Source organism: Bacteroidales bacterium (assembly GCA_035353855.1).
Taxonomy (GTDB): domain Bacteria; phylum Bacteroidota; class Bacteroidia; order Bacteroidales; family CG2-30-32-10; genus DAOQAK01.
On sequence record DAOQAK010000003.1, the window covers coordinates 1 to 17,308 of the forward strand.

Sequence of the window (17,308 nt, forward strand, 5' to 3'; positions counted from 1 at the left end):
TAATACAGCAATTTAAAGAACAATTACTTTTGGTGGCTTAAACCGAACTCAGGTTATTATATTTTAATTTCATTTATTTTTATTCATGTTTTTTCTTTTTCTCAAAATAACAGAAAAGAAAAAATAATTCTGAACTCTTTGAAAGCCCAGGAAAATGAATGGAACAAAGGAAATATTGAAGGATATATGGCTTATTACTGGATTTCCGATTCACTGAAATTTATTGGTAAATCGGGCATAACATACGGATGGAAAAATACTCTTGAACATTATAAAATTTCATATCCCGATAAAAAAAAGATGGGTATGCTTACTTTCTCGGAAATCAAATTTGAATCGTTGAAAAGAAATATTATTATGGTTACCGGTCGCTGGGAACTTGCCAGGGAAAATGATAATCTTAGCGGATATTATTCTTTGATATGGAAAAAAATAAAAGGTAAATGGGTAATTATATCTGATCACACATCATAATATAACTGACAATTATTTTATAAATGTTCATTGTTTTATAAAATGTGATAACAGTTATAAAAATATTTTCTCATCTTCGTTTAAATATTTTGAAGCAAAATAAGCAGGGGCAGTATTATTAATTAATTTGTATTTTCCTACCCCCGCTTTTATAAATAAAAATTATTTCATTTCAAATGTACTGCCACTCTGAATTTCAATACTATTTTTTAATAATATCTCATTTGTTGCGTCAAGTATAACTTTTGCTGGACTTTGAATTATTACATTACCATAAGGAATTGATGTGGTAACATCATATCCTGCTGATATATTGATTCCATTGAAGTACTTATTAGTATTTATTGTTATATTTTGGATATATTCATCACTTGAAAAAGTATTAATCTCTCCATTACCAGATACAGAAAAAGAAACAGGATCTGTTGTACAGCTAGCTGTTATTCCAATATTTGGGTTGACTCCGCTAATGTAACCTGATCTAAGATTAATTACACTTAAATAATCAGATAAATTGACGTTAGCACCATTTTCAATACATATATATCCTCCATTTTCTATTTCAATACTTCCATTATTATATATATTTAGGTTTGCTCCACTTTTAATAATAAGTGAACATCCTTGTTTAACAACTAATTTTCCTCCATCATTTATATTCATAGTACTTCCTGATTCCAACGTAAAAGCACTTAAATTATTCAACTCAATTTTAGAATTTGATTGTAAAGTTAGGGTTGAACCATTTTCTGCGTTAAATTTAGTTGTTGAAGCAAATACGCCAGTTAAAGCATCTTTATATATCTTATAAGGAGTATAGTTTTGATCTATTGAAATAGTTTTATCTGATGCAAGATTCAATTGTTCTTTGAGAACAACTTCACCCGTCCATCTAACATCATTATTAATATTATAATCATCCCAAACAATTGAAGCTTGATATGTTCCGTTTTGCAAATCAGTCATTGTAATTGCTAGTCCACTTAAATATATTTTTGAATTATTTTTTTGAGTACTGCTAGGTTGAAATTGTGGGTTTTGATTTTCATATTGAGTTAAATAATATGTAGCTAAATTACAAGAAGACGGATTAGTTCCTATACTCATTATTTTAGTACCAGTAAAAGCATCGTAAACATCTCCTAAATTTGGTATGCTATCATTATACTTTATTGTACTGTAATATTTTTTAAATATACCACATCCATTACTTCCACTGAGTGTTGAAGTAGTTCCTGTCTGATCGAAAAAATGAGATAATAAATCATTATAACCCATTAAAGGATTTGATAAATTAATCATTTCTGTTCTTGCTGTTGGAGTAGATGACCATGCTACACAATTAGGAATAACAGGATCCATTAATGTCATATCCCAATTTCCTTCTGCGGAAATTTGTTTTAAATTATCTGTTTCTGCTGATGGCCATACATCAGATGAACTCGTACTCTCTAAAATGTCTCTTCCAACTTGAATATAAGCATATATACCTGCTGTTCCTGGTTTTCGACAACTATGAGTATTTGAATATTGCATATAATCAATTTTATTATTTACTCCTACCTGATGGTTTTCAAGCCAAATATATTGATAGGAACAATTACTATTATCCTTATATGGTAATTTTATTCTTACTGCATCGCCAGTAGTAACAAAATCTCTCAATATAAAAGTTTTATTACCATCAGTTTTTTGTATATCAGAATTTAAATTATTAGCAGCAATGTAATAAGGGCTAGTATTATATGTCGAACTTTTCCAATGCATTCGCCATCGTTCATAACCATTACAACTTAACAAAGAAGAACCATAACATCCCATTAAACCATAACCACCTTGTATTCCTATTGATGATACCGCTTCACTTGTTCCATAATGATTACCTCCAGAAGTATGAAATGCATTCGATCCAAAAAATTGATGTGCAATTTCGTGAGTAATTATTTGACAACCATTACTAATGTTTCCGTTACCAACTCCATTAAAAGTTGCGCTTGCACAGGAATAAAAGTTCCCATTTATTTTGATGGTATTTCCAAATCCTCCAGAATACCCTGAACCAATTGAAATACTATTCAATGAACTATTAGGGTTTCTATACATTATATTAACAACATCAATAATATTATCATTATTATTATCATAATCACTTAACAGATTATGTCCATACAAAGAATTTAATCCATTTACATTTATTAAATCTACAGCTTTCTGTGCTATAACATAATAACTAAAAGAATTTCCTGGGTTATTCGGTGTTATTGTTGATTGTTTTATGTTTACAACAGTCCAATCCCCTAGAATTACAAGATTACCAAAAGAAGATTCATGATAAAGTCTCGTCATGTAACCTACAACATTATTAGGATTATAATCTGAATCTAAAAAACCTGTCATAAAACTTGAAATAGGAATTGCTTCATTATTTATTCCTTCATTTACTGCATTATCCCAAATACCATTATTATCTTGACAAGGATTATTAGCAGGAGTTTGGTCCCATATTATATTTACAAGAATATTTAATGCCCTATATGTACCTACAGGCTTAATATATTGATTACCAAAATTTTGAAAAGCATACCCCTCCCAGCTATAATAATTACTTCTTGATTGTTGCCCTGAAGGTGGAGTATAAAAAGTCTTCCATTCTATTAACTGTGCTTTTGTTTCAAATAAACAAAAAAATAACATTATTATAGTATATAATTTCTTTGAAGCTTTCATTGTATTACAATTTTTTTAATTATAGATATTTTATTATTTAAAAATTGGATATAATAAATTCCCTTTTTTAGTGTACGTATGTCAGTTCTATAGTTTAAAGTGTTTTTTAAAGATTCATTTTTTTCAATACATCCTAAGCTGTTATATATAATAAAATCGCCTTCATAAGGTTCTGAGAAATTTATATTTAATTCTTCTTTCAATGGATTAGGAAATGTTTTAATTTGTGTATTTACGTTTGTTTCTTTAATGTTAACTATTACGTAAAAACAAGTATCTTCAAAGCTACTAATATTGATTTTGTTTTTATAAACATATTTGCCATCTTTTGAGGCACACAGTAACTGACGAGGTGGGTTATAAATATAGTAATTTGCTTGGAAAAGAACACTAAAATTTGGACCAACCCCTTCAATAAATGTTAATTTCTCTTGATTGGCTGGTAAATGATTAAGATAATTAATCCTTATAATTTTATTTCCATTCTTAGAATAAACAGAATCAACAATTGCAATTGAGTCGGCTTGAGGATAAAAAGCATATGGATTTAATTTAAAAGTATCCCCAATATTTAAGCTTAAATCCATTACTAAATATTCCTTTTCTAAACCCGAATCATAAAACCAAACTTTTCCAGAAGTTGTATCTTCACTTATAAAATAGCATCTTTGAGGTGAAAGACAATTATTACTATTTATTAAAACTATCTTATTATATGGTTTGGAATTAATAGTAGTATCGCAACATATTGTAAAAGTATTTGTTTCATATGTAGTAAAACCTTCAGAAAAGATAGCCCATTCAGTAGATTTTTTTCCATATATTGATTCATATGGTTGACTGAATAAATTAATCGAAATAAATAAATTCAGGATAAGGAAATATATTTTTTTATTTTTCATTTTTTTATTCCGTTAAAATCATTTTCTTCGTATCAATTTCTTTTCCATCAACAACTAATGTATACATATACATTCCTGCTTTAAATTCGGAACCTTGAATTGTAATATTAGCATCACCTTTACTGTTAATATTTATTTTTTTCAATTGAGTTCCCTGCATATTATAAATATATATAGCTGCCGATTGTGCATCAGAGGGAATAAAATATTTTAATTGTGTTTCTTTAGAGAAAGGGTTTGGTGTATTTTGATATAAAACTGCTTTTTCAATAGAGCTGTTATTGCTATTATTTTTTGAAGATTTTTGTTCCGATTTATCGGATAAATTACAACATGTATTTATGTCTGATTGTAATTGCAATATTTTTTCTTCTTGCTGTTTTATCGTTTCCGTTAAAGATTGAATTTCAGAAATGATATCTTGTAATGAATCTATTTTGGCTTTTTGTTTCTCATTATTTGTATTTAATTCTTGAATTGCCTTTACCATTGGCATTATAAAATCAGAATAGCGCAAACAATAAACATCTTTATCATTCTTTGGCACATCAAGTCCAGGAAAATCGAACCCACTTTCCTTTGCTGCTTTTTCAACATCTTGCGCAATAAAACCAATACAAGCCATTTGCTCAGCCTCAGAAAAATCAATACTATTTACTAATGAATCCGGCGTTCCCCATATTTGATGAAGGACTTTAGGCATTATATTGTATGTTACCGGTTTTAGTTTTAATACAAAATCCAATCCTTTTACATTTTCTTTAATATTTGCTTTTATTCTTTCGTCTGAATATGCAGTAATAGTTGTTACTGCAGCACGAATTTGAGTAATAGCAGTATTTCCAAGACAAACTTGGTTATCCCCAGTACACTGACCATTTGATACACCATAGCCTATCATGGTTACATTGGTACGTGCTACAGTAGGATAAGAATTAGAACCGATAAAAGTACATTGAGCATTATTTACTCCATTTGCTCCCATACCTGCAACATATCCATAGTATGCATTATAACTACCTGTTGTATTAAATTCACCTGAAGCATATCCACTAAACGTATTTCTAATACCTGTTGTATTATAAAAACCGGAATAAGAACCACTAAATGTATTATATGATGCAGTGGTATTACTCATACCTGCGTTATATCCATTAAATGTATTATATGATGCGGTAGTATTACCATTTCCGGCCCAGCCTCCATTAAATGTATTATAGCTGCCAGTGGTATTATAGTATCCGGTTTTATACCCCAAAAACACATTAGATCTTATATTCGTTTCATCTTCTGAATAACCACTTTCAATACCAAACCTAATTGAATGTGTTGTGGAATTTGTTTCTAAATTAGATGAACCAATGTTGCCAGTAACATCTAATTTATAAGCTGTATTATCCTGTTTATTTTTACCAATAAGAACATTCCCATTATCTGCAATAAAAAATACATTGTTTGATCCAAAGGGTACCCAATAATTAAGACCACCTAAACTATTTGTTTCAATTTCACCTGCGTGTACGTACTGAATTCCCCATTTCCCATAATTATTTGAAGTATGTTCTCGTCCAAAATACAAAGAAATATCTCCATTTTCATCAGGATTGTATATTGAAATACTCCCTTTCACTTCAAGTTTATGTACTGGGCTTGAAAAGCCTATACCAACATCACCATTTGATAACATTTTTAATTGTGCATTAGTATTGCTATATGCAAACATTAATATTAAAGATAAAATAATTAGCTTTTTCATTTTTTCAATAAATTTAAATTTATAAAATAACTTTTATGATATTTCCATTTTCGCAGTCAATATCAATCAGCGGACTATCCATATTACAATTTATGCAATCATATAGTATTATTTATTCGTATCTTTGCCGTATCCTCCTTTCTGTTGGTAATATATTAAGTATTTGCGTTATTTGAATATTCCTCCAGTTAAGGAGGTTTTTATTTTTATTTATATAAAAATTATTGTCATTTGTTACTTATTGCAAATATAAGTAGTTATTTATTATTTTAATGTTAAAAGTTAATAATTAACATTTTGCGATTATTATCAGTTTTTGCATGAATTAGGTAAAATGATTTTTGTAAGCGTTAAACAATGAAATTGATAAGGATAAATTTTTTACAAAAAATATTTTTCGCAGAAACTGTAAAATATTTCAGAATGACAATAGCGGCTTTGTAGATTGCGTAATTTTTCGTATAAGTGGTAAGGTTGATTTTATATCTGGTAAATATTTCACTCTTTCAATTTTTCTGATCATTCTATCATTCAATCATCCCATCATTCAATTAAACAATAATTTTCTTTTTACCTGCGTTTTATTAATAGTTAATAACCAATTAATTTTTAAAACTATGAAAACAAATGAAACCGGCCACGCAAAAAATGTAGCCAATTTTGAACAATTAATTTCCTTTTGTACAGGATATGGTGCAACTTACAACCCCGCTAAAGCAGCTCTTAAACTCACAGCATTAAACACCTTGTTTACTACTGCCCAAACATCACTGGCAACTGTAAAGGACAAGTTTAATGCTTATTCAGTGGCTGTCGATGCACGCGAAATCTTGTTTAACCCTTTAAGTAAATTCACAACACGCGTTTTAAGTGCATTGGAAAGTTCCGAAGTTACAGTGCAAAAAATTGATGATGCGAAAACCATCACCCGAAAAATCACTGGCAAAAGAGCTACACAAAAAAAAGAAATTATGCCCCTTCCCCGTAAACTTTCCGAAACACAACCGGAAGGAAATACTATAAGCGAAGAAATTAAACAAATATCAGCATCGCAAATGAGTTACGATAATCGTCTTGATAATTTCGATAAGCTTATAAAGCTTTTAACCAGTATTACGCTTTATGCTCCCAACGAAGCCGATTTAAAGGTTACTGTGCTTACTACATTATATAACGATTTAAAAGCTAAAAACACTGCTGTAATAAATGCGGCAACTCCATTAAGTAACGTCCGAATAGCTCGGAATGATGTCCTTTACAAAGATATTACCGGCATGGTTTCTATAGCCAACGATGTTAAAGCATATATAAAATCACTGTTCGGTGCAACAAGCCCCCAGTATAATCAAATAAGCTCTTTAAAATATACAACACCCAGGAAATTTTTTAAATATACCTACCTTATTTGTAAAACAATCAAAGCGCTTTGTAAAAATATGACAGGGATTTATAAATAACTGACAGCTATAATAAAATAACTGACAGGCAAAATTAAAACAATCAAAGTGCTTTTTACAACAATAAAAGGGTTTTATAAATAATCGAAAGGTAAAAGTAAAACTATAAAAGGTATTAACTTCCCTGATGATCAATCTGCGCTAAAGTCTGTCTTTCTTGCTATTTGCAACATCCGTTCTTTCTTGCTATTTGCAACATCCGTAAAAAATGGACACGACCTATTAGAAACTGGGATATGATTTTAAATCAATTCATTATTAAATTTGAAGCCAGATGTAGGGTATGATATACCCTCTATTTTCTAATTATTTTTTTATTGTATCGTAATTGACTTGTTTTTCCATAACTCCCTTTTCATTATAAAATTTCCATAACCCAACTTCCTCACCTTTACTATAATTTCCCTCATAACGTTTCTCGCCATTTTCGTAATAAACAATTCGCTTCCCTTCATCAAGCCCGTTTTCGAAAGTACCTTCACTCCATTTTTTCCCATTCTCATAATAATAAACCCAGTCACCATGGCGCTTGTTATCTTTGTATTCGCCCTCCATCATTTTTTGCTTATTGGAATAATAGTCTACTTCTTTTACCATTTCTTTATTTTCTCCTTCACCCACATAATATTTTTCAACTTTTGGAGAACCATCAGAATAGGATTCTTCAACAACTTTTTTTGTTTTCTCGGAACAGGAGACAAACATTAAAACGACACATAAAAAAACAAAAGACTTTCTCATAATAATTTATTTCTTTTCGGTTTTGTACTCCCTGTTTAATCCATCAAGTATTTCTTTAGTAATATTAAGGCTGTCATTAGCATAAAGAATACCTCCACCTCTTGCGAAGCCTAATATATAATCGAATTGATATTTTTTATTATAGCGGTTTAAAAAATTTATTATGCTATCCTGAAGCATATTATTTATTTTTAATTCTTCTGCTGCAAGTTGTGATGTCATTTCATCATTAAGCGTGTATAAATCCTCTTGTTGTTGTGAAAGTATTTTTTCAGTTTTTGTTGCTTCATCGATTGAAAGCAAATTGGCTTTCATTTTGTTCTGATATGCCAAGACACTGCTTTTAAAAGCGGTTTGTTTTGCCAGTAAACTTTTTTCAGCAATATCCTGTTTTACCTTAAGACTATCTTTCATGTTTTTTACAAGAAGATAGTTTTCCATAATGGTATCAGAATTAACGTAGCCTACAGAAACCGTTTTATTTTTAATATCCATTACCCTGGTGCTTATATCATCTTTCTTACCAAAAAAGAACAATATAAAAAGAACGATTACCCCCAATAATGATATAATACTGAAATAAAAAGTAAGTTTGCTGCAACAGTTTGTTTTGCAATTATCATTGGATTTAGCCAATGTATTTTCTGTGTTAAGAACATTTTCTTCCATAATTATTTTTTTGCAAAAGTAATTAAATCATTTTTGTAATGATAAACTGAATTCATAATATTTATAAAATAATTGGAAATAATTGTATAGGGGTATATAGAAATAAAGGAATAGTATAAAGATTATACCTTAATATCCATTAACATTAATACTTAAAATTCTTAAAAAGAAAGGTTTAATTTCCTATTTCCGACATGAATTTCAGGCGAACCAGCCTGATTTCTTCTTTAGTATAAATATCTTCACCCAAATCCTGAAGTGCATCATCAATGGAATCAGATTCGGCAGTTTTAAAATATTCAAAAATTTCTTCCTGTGGATCTTTATCCAACACTTCATTAATATAATAGCTAATATCCAATTTTGTACCTGATGCAACAATACTTTCAATCTCTGTAAGAAGTTCATCAAGAGTTAAGCCTTTTGCAAAAGCAATATCATCGAGGGCAATTTTTCTATCAATACTTTGAATAATGTATACTTTAAGGCCTGACTTATTTACAACTGATTTCACGACCATATCAATAGGTCGTTCTATTTCATTTTCCTGTACGTATTTCGCTATGAGTTCAACAAATGCTTTTCCAAATTTTTGTGCTTTACTAGCACCTACACCTGTAATGTTTTTCAATTCATCAACAGTAATAGGATATTGGATTGCCATATCTTCAAGTGAAGGATCCTGGAATATTACAAATGGCGGCAAGTTTTGCTTTTTGGCCATTTCTTTTCTAAGATCTTTTAGCAATGCAAATAAAACTTTATCCGTAGCGCTAGTTTTAGCACCACCCGAAGTAAAGAATTCATCGTCAGAGGTATTTTCATAATCATGATCCAAGGTCATCATCACGGAATGTGGATTCTCAAGAAAATCCAATCCTTCCTGGCTAACCTTTAATAATCCATAATTATCAATATCTTTCAACAGAAGTCGTTCAATAAGTGTCTGACGAATTACCGAATTCCAGAAGCGTTCATCTTTTTCAGAACCTCGCCCGAATACTTCAAGTTTATCATGTTTACATGATTTGATGGTTGCGGAGTTTTTTCCTATCAACACATTAATTATATGCTTTGCTTTAAATAATTGTTTTACGGCAAGAACCGTATCAAGCAAAGTAACCACGTAATCCTGGGCTTCAAACTTTGATTTGGGATGCAGGCAATTATCGCAATTCTGGCAATTATCCTGAGGGAAAACTTCTCCAAAGTAATGCAATAATTGTTTTCTGCGGCAAACGGCTGATTCGGCATAAGAAATTACTTCAAGAAGTAAATGACCTCCTATTTCCTGTTCAGCAACAGGTTTGCCTTTCATGAATTTTTCCAGTTTCTGAATATCATCATAACTATAAAAAGCAACGCAATTCCCCTCACCATCATCACGTCCTGCCCTACCGGTTTCCTGGTAATATCCTTCCAAACTTTTGGGAATATCATAGTGAATAACAAAACGCACATCAGGTTTGTCAATACCCATACCAAAAGCAATGGTAGCAACAATGACATCAACCTCTTCCATCAGGAATTTATCCTGATTAGCAACACGGACTTGTGAATCAAGCCCTGCATGATATGGCAATGCCTTAATTCCATTGACTTGTAGCGTTTCAGCAAGTTCTTCAACTTTTTTTCTGCTGAGACAATAAATAATACCTGATTTTCCGTATTGTGATTTAATATATTTTATTACTTCTTTATTTGCATCTTCAGTTTTGGGTCTGACTTCATAATAAAGATTAGGCCTGTTGAATGATGATTTGAAAATTTTTGCATTAAGCATATTCAGGTTTTTCTGAATATCAAGTTGTACCTTAGGTGTAGCAGTAGCTGTAAGAGCAATGATAGGAACTTTATGTTCGATAGCTTCGATAATAGGACGCAGCCTACGGTATTCGGGCCTGAAATCGTGTCCCCATTCTGAAATACAATGTGCTTCGTCAATAGCAAAAAATGATATATCAATTTCTTTAGAAAGGAATTTTATATTTTCATCTTTTGTAAGCGATTCGGGAGCAACATAGAGTAATTTTGTTTTCCCATCCTGCAAATCTTTTTTAACCTGAGCTATTTCATTTTTAGAAAGAGATGAATTCAGAAAATGTGCAACACCGGGTTCTGTAGCATAATTACGTATTGCATCAACCTGGTTCTTCATCAAAGAAATAAGAGGAGAAACTATAATTGCTGTACCTTTACTTATCAATGCCGGCAACTGGTAACACATTGATTTACCGCCTCCGGTAGGCATTATAACAAATGTATCATTACCGGCAAGCACATTTTTAATTATTGCTTCCTGGTCACTTTTAAACGATTCAAACCCAAAGATTTTTTTTAGCATATCTTTCAATGTGCTGTCAATCTTCTTGTCAATTTTGAACTCTGCATTCGGTTTCTCTGTCATGGCAGCTTTCTCAACTTTTTTCGTTTCCGCTTTTTTTATTTCTGCTTTTGACTTCATCAAGCCATTTGATTAATTAATAAATATAAATATATAAACAATTTTCCTGTTTTTTACGAAAATAAAAATTTTTTTTACAATAGTATTATAATTCGTCAAAAATATAAAAAAATAAATAGGTCAGATTTTATTAAAAAAATAATTTTTTTTAGACGATTTCTATTTTTATTTCGTTATTAACTACTAAATTTATGGTAAAAAATAATTCATTCTTTTTTGGCTTAAAAAAATATTTTTCCAAAAAAACTATTTGATAATAATACAAACAATTATTCATCCGATCATCAGAAACTTTAAATAGTAAATATAAAAATAATAATTTTACAACATAATATTATTTTCAAATCATGGCATTAAAAATTGCAATAATTATCCCGGCTTTTAATGAGCAGGAAACCATAGCTAAAGTGGTTTCAGAAATTATTGCATTAAATAATTCAGGAAATTATCAGTTTGATGCTATAGTTATAAATGATTGTTCAACCGACAACACTCCGATGATTGCCGAAAAATTAAATTGTGTTTTGCTTGACCTTCCTGTAAACCTCGGTATTGGCGGAGCTGTACAAACCGGTTTTAAATATGCTTTAGAAAATAATTACGATTATGCAATTCAGGTTGATGGTGACGGGCAACACCCTACTTCGGCAATTCCAAAGCTTCTTGATAAAATAATCAACTCCAATTCAGATATTGTCATAGGTTCACGATTTATTGAAAACACAGGGTTTCAATCATTCTATATGAGAAGAGTTGGAATAAAATTTTTCAGATTTCTTTTAAAATCACTTTGCGGAATAAAAATTAGTGACCCTACATCTGGTTTCAGAATTATTAATCGTAAAACTTTAAATATAGTAAATGAATATTATCCTGATGAATATCCCGAGCCTGAAGCATTGGTGATTTATAAATATTATAACTTAAAAATTTCTGAAACACCTGTTCAGATGGAAGAAAGAAAAGGCGGCATATCATCTATCAAAGGCTTGCTGAAGTTATATTATATGTTTAAGGTTAGTCTTGCTATTTTTTTTACTTTTATAAAATTAAAATTTAATTTATGGAAGATATCATACCTTTAAAAATTCAAATAACCTGTATTGCAGTCAGCGTTTCATTTCTATTTTATATTGGCTATCTTATTATCAAAGGAAAGTTACGAGAAGAATATGCCATTTTCTGGGTAGTAAGTACCATTATGCTTATTGCATTTTCTTTCTGGCGAAATGGACTTGCTGTTGTTGCTGAATTTTTCGGCGTATTCTCTCCACCAAACGTTGTTTTCATGGGAGCTATTTTTGGAATATTCATTTACCTATTGCATTTATCTGTTGTGGTATCGAAACTGCAGGAAACGAATAAAAAACTTTCACAGGAAATTGCGTTATTGAAAAATAAGATCAACAAAAAAAATAGTGAACCCATTTCTGAAAAATGAGTATTGACCCGAATAGATTTTATCTTTTATATCCTCCTATAACCAAACAGGAAAGATATTCATCGGAAATTGGTAATGCAGGAGGCGACCAAATACCCCTTGGCATTTACTATTTAGCATCTTACCTTAGGCTGAATCATATTGAAATCAAAGTAAGAGATGCCGAAGCAAATAAACTTTCATCACAGGAAATTATTTCTGAAATTAATTCCTTTTCACCAAAGTTTGTTGGAATAAGTTCTACTACTGTTGCCTTTCACAGAGCTGTTGAAATTGCCAAAGAAATCAAAAAACATTTTAATGATGTAATAATAATCCTGGGAGGTCCACATGTTACGGCTAATCCGAATCATGCAATGTCATTTGCAGAATTTGATTTCGGGGTTTTGCATGAAGGAGAATACACATTGATTGAACTTATTAAAACAATTAATGAAAACGGAGATTTAAAAAATGTAAAAGGTATCACATACCGTGAACAAACAAATATTTCAATCAACCCTTTAAGAGCATATATTGAAAACCTTGACCAACTCCCGTTTCCGGCATTTGACCTGATTGATAATATAAATTTATACACTCCGCCACCTTCCAATTATAAAACACTGCCGGTAGTAAATATGATAACCAGTCGTGGTTGTCCGAGCCAATGCACTTTTTGTGATAATAATATTTTCGGCAGAAAATACCGCCAACGTTCGGCAGAAAATATTGTTGAAGAAATAAAATTATTACGAAAGAATTATAATATTCGTGAAATTGCTTTTGTTGACGATACGTTCCTTATTGATAAAAAACGTATTTACAAATTATTTGAATTGCTTGACAAAGAAAATATTTCATTTTACTGGACCTGCATGAGCCGCATTAATAACACCGATTATGAATTCCTGAATTTTATTAAATCAAAAGGATGCTGGCATATTTCATTTGGAATAGAATCAGGAGATGAAAATATTCTGAAACTGATTAAAAAAAATATTTCGCTTGACAAAGCTAAAGAAGTGATAAACTGGTGCAAAAAACTTAAAATAAAAACGAAAGGATTTTTTATTATTGGTCATCCAACAGAAACGATTGAAACGATTGACAAAACCATAAAGCTTGCCTGCCGTTTGAATTTGGATGACATTGTAGTTACAATAAACACACCCATTCCAGGATCACAACAATATACCGAAGCAGAGCTTTACGGAAGCATTGATAAAACAAATTGGGCTGAGTTTAATTATTGGCGTCCTGTTTTTGTACCCAAAGGATTAACCAAAGAAATATTATTAAGTAAGCATAAAGAGATTTATCGCAAATTTTATTTACGTCCAAGAATATTATTACGTTACTTTTTTAGTTTCTTTGGGAAGGGCGGTTTTAAAAGGTTTAAAACTGTTTTCAAAGCAAGTTTTTTTATTCTGAAAAATAAAAAATAATCACATACAAAATTTTACCCGGGAATAATTATTTCTTTTGCGACTGTGCAAATTTTAGATTATTTTTTGCTAACTCAAAACCAGGTTCTAACTTAATTGCTTTATTACAGGCTTCAATAGCCTTGTCGTACATTTTTAAAGCATTATACGATGAGCAGATATTATTATAGGCAGAAGCAAAATCGGGTTTTAGTTGGAGTGCTTTTTCGCATGCATTAATACATTCATTATACATTCCTGCTTCATAATAAAACAAACTTAAGTTTAAATAATTTTCAGGAGTAGGATTGGTATTTGCTGTTTCTAAAGCCACATCAAGTTTTGATTTTTTATTTTTTGCAGCATCAATATAAGCCAGGCACTTTGCATCACCGGGAATCATTTGTAATGTTTCTTCAGCAAGCCGTTTTAAATTATCCCAATCTTCAGTAAAAAAATACAAATTCAAAAGCGAATAACGAGGCTCTGCATATGCAGGATTGATAGAAATTGCTCTCTGAAGATACATCTTTGCTTCTTCGTAACGTTTACAATTAAACAGGTAGTCTCCATAGTAATAACAAGCCTGATCGGCATATGTACCAAGCGCAATAGCATTTTTATAAAATTTATCGGCGTTATATCTATCGCCAAGCGCGGAATATAGTACCCCAAGATTAATATGTAAAAGCGAATAATTTGGAATTAATTTTAATGCCTTGTTAAAATATTTTTTTGCTTCACTATACTCCCCTTTCCTCATTTTCGATAAAGCATAATTCATCAGACCACGACCATTATATGGACTTTTTTTCGTTACATCATACCATAATGATTCATATGAACTCCAAACCTTATTTCGCTGATGAACTCCATATGCATGAGGAATAATCAATGCAAACATCAACACAATAAAAATAAATTTCTTTTTTGCCGGCAATTTAACCGATGTTATATTTCTGAATACAATGATTTGTGCTAACGCCCATATAAATGAAACCGTCAATCCAACAAAAGGGAAAAACATCCTGTGATCATTCAGCACTTCCGAAAGCGGGAATATACTTGAAGTGGGCAGCAGAGCTATAAAAAACCAAAAAATTCCAAAAGAGACAGGACGATAAATTTCTTTCCTTGATAAACGTATTGCAAGCCATATCATTCCTGTTATGAACATTAATCCCATAATTAAATAGCACAAACCCAATAAATAATTATTTGCAAATGTTGTTTCAAGTACCTGCCAGTCGGTATCCGCCGATAATTCCGTAGGAAGGAAAAAGTTTTTAAAATATTGAACCATTACGAATGGTTGTGTTATCAAATAATTAAATGGAGAAATGATAGCACGAAGAACACTTTTAGGCGTAAGTAATGAATTTATAATAAAAAGGATTACTCCAAAAGCCAATGCAGGAGATACAATCAATAATGATGTGCCTGCCTTTTTTAAGTTTTCTTTCCGGAATATTCTTGTAAAATCAACCTGCATCTCGAAAAGAATAACATAAACAAAAAGCAAAGGTGCAAACATTAAAGCCGTTTCCTTTACAAGAGAACCAAAAATATATGGAAGCAGAAAAAACTGGTATTTTCTTTTTTGAGGAAAATAAATATAAATAACAAATGAAAGAAGAATCATTAACGTTGAGAAGGAATCGGAGCGTGCTATAATATAATTAATGGTTTCAGCATTTGCTGTATGAAACCCGTATAACGCTACAGCAAATAATGCAATAAATTTATTCCATTCGTTTGATAATGATTTATCAAATATTTTTTTAAAGAACAAGAACATCAATACCAGTTGAAAAATAAAACTAATGAATATGGATAAATGAAAATAAAATGGTTTTAACCCGCTTTCATTCGGATGCAAAGGATTTGCTCCAACTTTAAAAAAATCTTTTGTAGCCATCCAGTAATCTATGGCGTTTAGAGTAGTTATGCCGGGCCTATAACCCTGGTTCGACGGTAAGGAACTGGTAGTTGTTCCATCAACATAAAATCTCGGGATATTTGATAAACTTCTTATCCATACATTATTTTCTATAGTATGAACATCATCAAAATGAAATGGATTATTAAAGTGATTCGAATAAGTAATAACAAGCCCTGTGAACAAAACGAATGTCAGCAACCAGAAAAAAAAATTATTTTTTTCATTCCTGACTTTTATATTTTTTAACGACTTATTCAAATGCTTATATTTATTTTAATTTTTTATAGAATGAAATAATAGTGATATTATTAAATTTGTCAGCAAATTTATCATTTTTTTTAAAATCATTTTTTCTTATGAAACCCCAAAAAAAAGAGGAAATAAAAAAACCCGAAAATAAAATCGTTATTTATATAATCACATTATTTATCGTGATACCGGTAATATTTTTAATATATAAAAATCACGCTATCCCAAATAAAGGAATTAATGAAAAACTTTCTGAAGGAGTTGATACCACTACGTTAAATCCCGAAGAGCAATCCGCCGCTTTAAAGGAAGCTATCAATTTAGCTTTAAGCAAACCTAATGAAACGAATTTTATAAACCTCAGCCTTGCCTATTATAACAGGGCAATGTATGATGAATGTATTAAAGCATCGCGCGAAGCACTAAAATATAATTCTAAAAGTTATTATGCTTATAATAATTTATGTTCAGCATATAATCAACTTGGCATGTGGGACGAAGCCATAGCAGCCGGTAAAAAAGCTTTGGAAATATTACCCGGCGACCAACTGGCTACAAACAATCTGAATATTTCTCTGAAGGGAAAAGAAAATCAAAATAAAAAATAACCATCATATTAATATTAAAACCAATGGGCAAACTTTCTGACGATTTTAATTCATACCGTTCAAAAATGAACGAAAAAATACTAGCTGCTGATAATCTTGTTATAAAGCGTTTCTTTAATCTCGATACCAACACTTATGCTGATGGCGCACTACCTGTTAAAACAAAGGAAATGCTTGGTCTTGTTGCATCAGTAGTATTACGTTGCGATGACTGTATAAAATATCATATAGAAAAATGTTACAAGCTCGGGATCACTAAAGAAGAACTTTTTGAAATATTTTCTGTAGCCAGTATTGTAGGAGGTTCTATTGTAATACCTCATTTGAGAAGAGCAATAGAATTTTGGGAAGATTTAACACTTGAAAATTGTTAAATCCCAATTTTATACCGATACAGAACATGTCAAAAGGTGGCGATTGCAAAAAATATTATTTGTTCCTATACGGCATAACTCGGTCTAATCATCTTTGC

The 17,308-nt window shown here is 30.7% G+C and carries 14 protein-coding genes; 7 read left to right on the top strand and 7 right to left on the bottom strand.

Annotated elements, in window-relative coordinates; genetic code table 11:
* Positions 1–138 precede the first annotated feature (138 nt).
* The gene (locus PKK00_00945) at positions 139–474 is read left to right on the top strand and encodes a nuclear transport factor 2 family protein (protein ID HNW96959.1); all 336 of its coding nucleotides are present in this window, start codon (positions 139–141) and stop codon (positions 472–474) included.
* Between the two features lie 162 nt (positions 475–636).
* On the opposite strand, the gene PKK00_00950 is transcribed toward PKK00_00945, so the two are convergent.
* Genes PKK00_00950 through PKK00_00960 form a run of 3 tightly spaced genes read right to left on the bottom strand, consistent with a single transcriptional unit; the run spans position 637 to position 5,859 of the window.
* A complete protein-coding gene (locus tag PKK00_00950) occupies positions 637–3,201 on the bottom strand; it encodes a hypothetical protein (protein HNW96960.1) in 2,565 nt (854 codons plus the stop codon).
* Positions 3,198–4,103: a T9SS type A sorting domain-containing protein gene (locus PKK00_00955; protein ID HNW96961.1), complete on the bottom strand. Its 906-nt coding sequence runs from the start codon at positions 4,101–4,103 to the stop codon at positions 3,198–3,200. Before PKK00_00955 ends, PKK00_00950 begins: the two co-directional genes overlap by 4 nt.
* 4 nt (positions 4,104–4,107) lie before the next feature.
* Entirely contained in the window at positions 4,108–5,859 is a 1,752-nt protein-coding gene (locus tag PKK00_00960; protein HNW96962.1) for a tail fiber domain-containing protein, read from the bottom strand.
* Positions 5,860–6,476: 617 nt separating this feature from the next.
* Between PKK00_00960 and PKK00_00965 the strand changes: the two genes are divergently transcribed.
* Positions 6,477–7,316 (top strand): hypothetical protein, encoded by an 840-nt coding sequence (locus PKK00_00965; protein HNW96963.1) that lies wholly within the window; start codon positions 6,477–6,479, stop codon positions 7,314–7,316.
* 306 nt (positions 7,317–7,622) lie between these two features.
* On the opposite strand, the gene PKK00_00970 is transcribed toward PKK00_00965, so the two are convergent.
* The 3 genes from PKK00_00970 to recQ all read right to left on the bottom strand — a co-directional run bounded on the left by PKK00_00970 (position 7,623) and on the right by recQ (position 11,070).
* Positions 7,623–8,057, bottom strand: coding sequence for a hypothetical protein (locus PKK00_00970; protein ID HNW96964.1), 435 nt, complete (start codon positions 8,055–8,057; stop codon positions 7,623–7,625).
* A 6-nt stretch (positions 8,058–8,063) separates the two neighbouring features.
* Positions 8,064–8,726 (bottom strand): OmpH family outer membrane protein, encoded by a 663-nt coding sequence (locus PKK00_00975; GenBank protein HNW96965.1) that lies wholly within the window; start codon positions 8,724–8,726, stop codon positions 8,064–8,066.
* Between the two features lie 175 nt (positions 8,727–8,901).
* On the bottom strand, positions 8,902–11,070 hold the full coding sequence (recQ, locus tag PKK00_00980; protein ID HNW96966.1) for a DNA helicase RecQ: 2,169 nt from the start codon (positions 11,068–11,070) through the stop codon (positions 8,902–8,904).
* Between the two features lie 467 nt (positions 11,071–11,537).
* Between recQ and PKK00_00985 the strand changes: the two genes are divergently transcribed.
* Genes PKK00_00985 through PKK00_00995 form a run of 3 tightly spaced genes read left to right on the top strand, consistent with a single transcriptional unit; the run spans position 11,538 to position 14,058 of the window.
* Positions 11,538–12,275: a glycosyltransferase family 2 protein gene (locus tag PKK00_00985; GenBank protein ID HNW96967.1), complete on the top strand. Its 738-nt coding sequence runs from the start codon at positions 11,538–11,540 to the stop codon at positions 12,273–12,275.
* The gene (locus tag PKK00_00990; GenBank protein ID HNW96968.1) at positions 12,254–12,631 is read left to right on the top strand and encodes a DUF2304 domain-containing protein; all 378 of its coding nucleotides are present in this window, start codon (positions 12,254–12,256) and stop codon (positions 12,629–12,631) included. Before PKK00_00985 ends, PKK00_00990 begins: the two co-directional genes overlap by 22 nt.
* A complete protein-coding gene (locus PKK00_00995; GenBank protein HNW96969.1) occupies positions 12,628–14,058 on the top strand; it encodes a radical SAM protein in 1,431 nt (476 codons plus the stop codon). Before PKK00_00990 ends, PKK00_00995 begins: the two co-directional genes overlap by 4 nt.
* A gap of 28 nt (positions 14,059–14,086) precedes the next feature.
* Here the strand turns inward: PKK00_00995 and PKK00_01000 are convergent, their stop codons facing one another.
* Positions 14,087–16,237 (bottom strand): tetratricopeptide repeat protein, encoded by a 2,151-nt coding sequence (locus PKK00_01000; protein HNW96970.1) that lies wholly within the window; start codon positions 16,235–16,237, stop codon positions 14,087–14,089.
* 98 nt (positions 16,238–16,335) lie between these two features.
* On the opposite strand from PKK00_01000, the gene PKK00_01005 reads away from it, so the two are divergent.
* Together PKK00_01005 and PKK00_01010 are read left to right on the top strand one after the other, a co-directional pair.
* Positions 16,336–16,836 (top strand): tetratricopeptide repeat protein, encoded by a 501-nt coding sequence (locus tag PKK00_01005; GenBank protein HNW96971.1) that lies wholly within the window; start codon positions 16,336–16,338, stop codon positions 16,834–16,836.
* Positions 16,837–16,859: 23 nt separating this feature from the next.
* Complete coding sequence (locus PKK00_01010) at positions 16,860–17,210, top strand: carboxymuconolactone decarboxylase family protein (protein ID HNW96972.1); 351 nt, start codon at positions 16,860–16,862, stop codon at positions 17,208–17,210.
* The last annotated feature ends 98 nt before the right edge of the window (positions 17,211–17,308 follow it).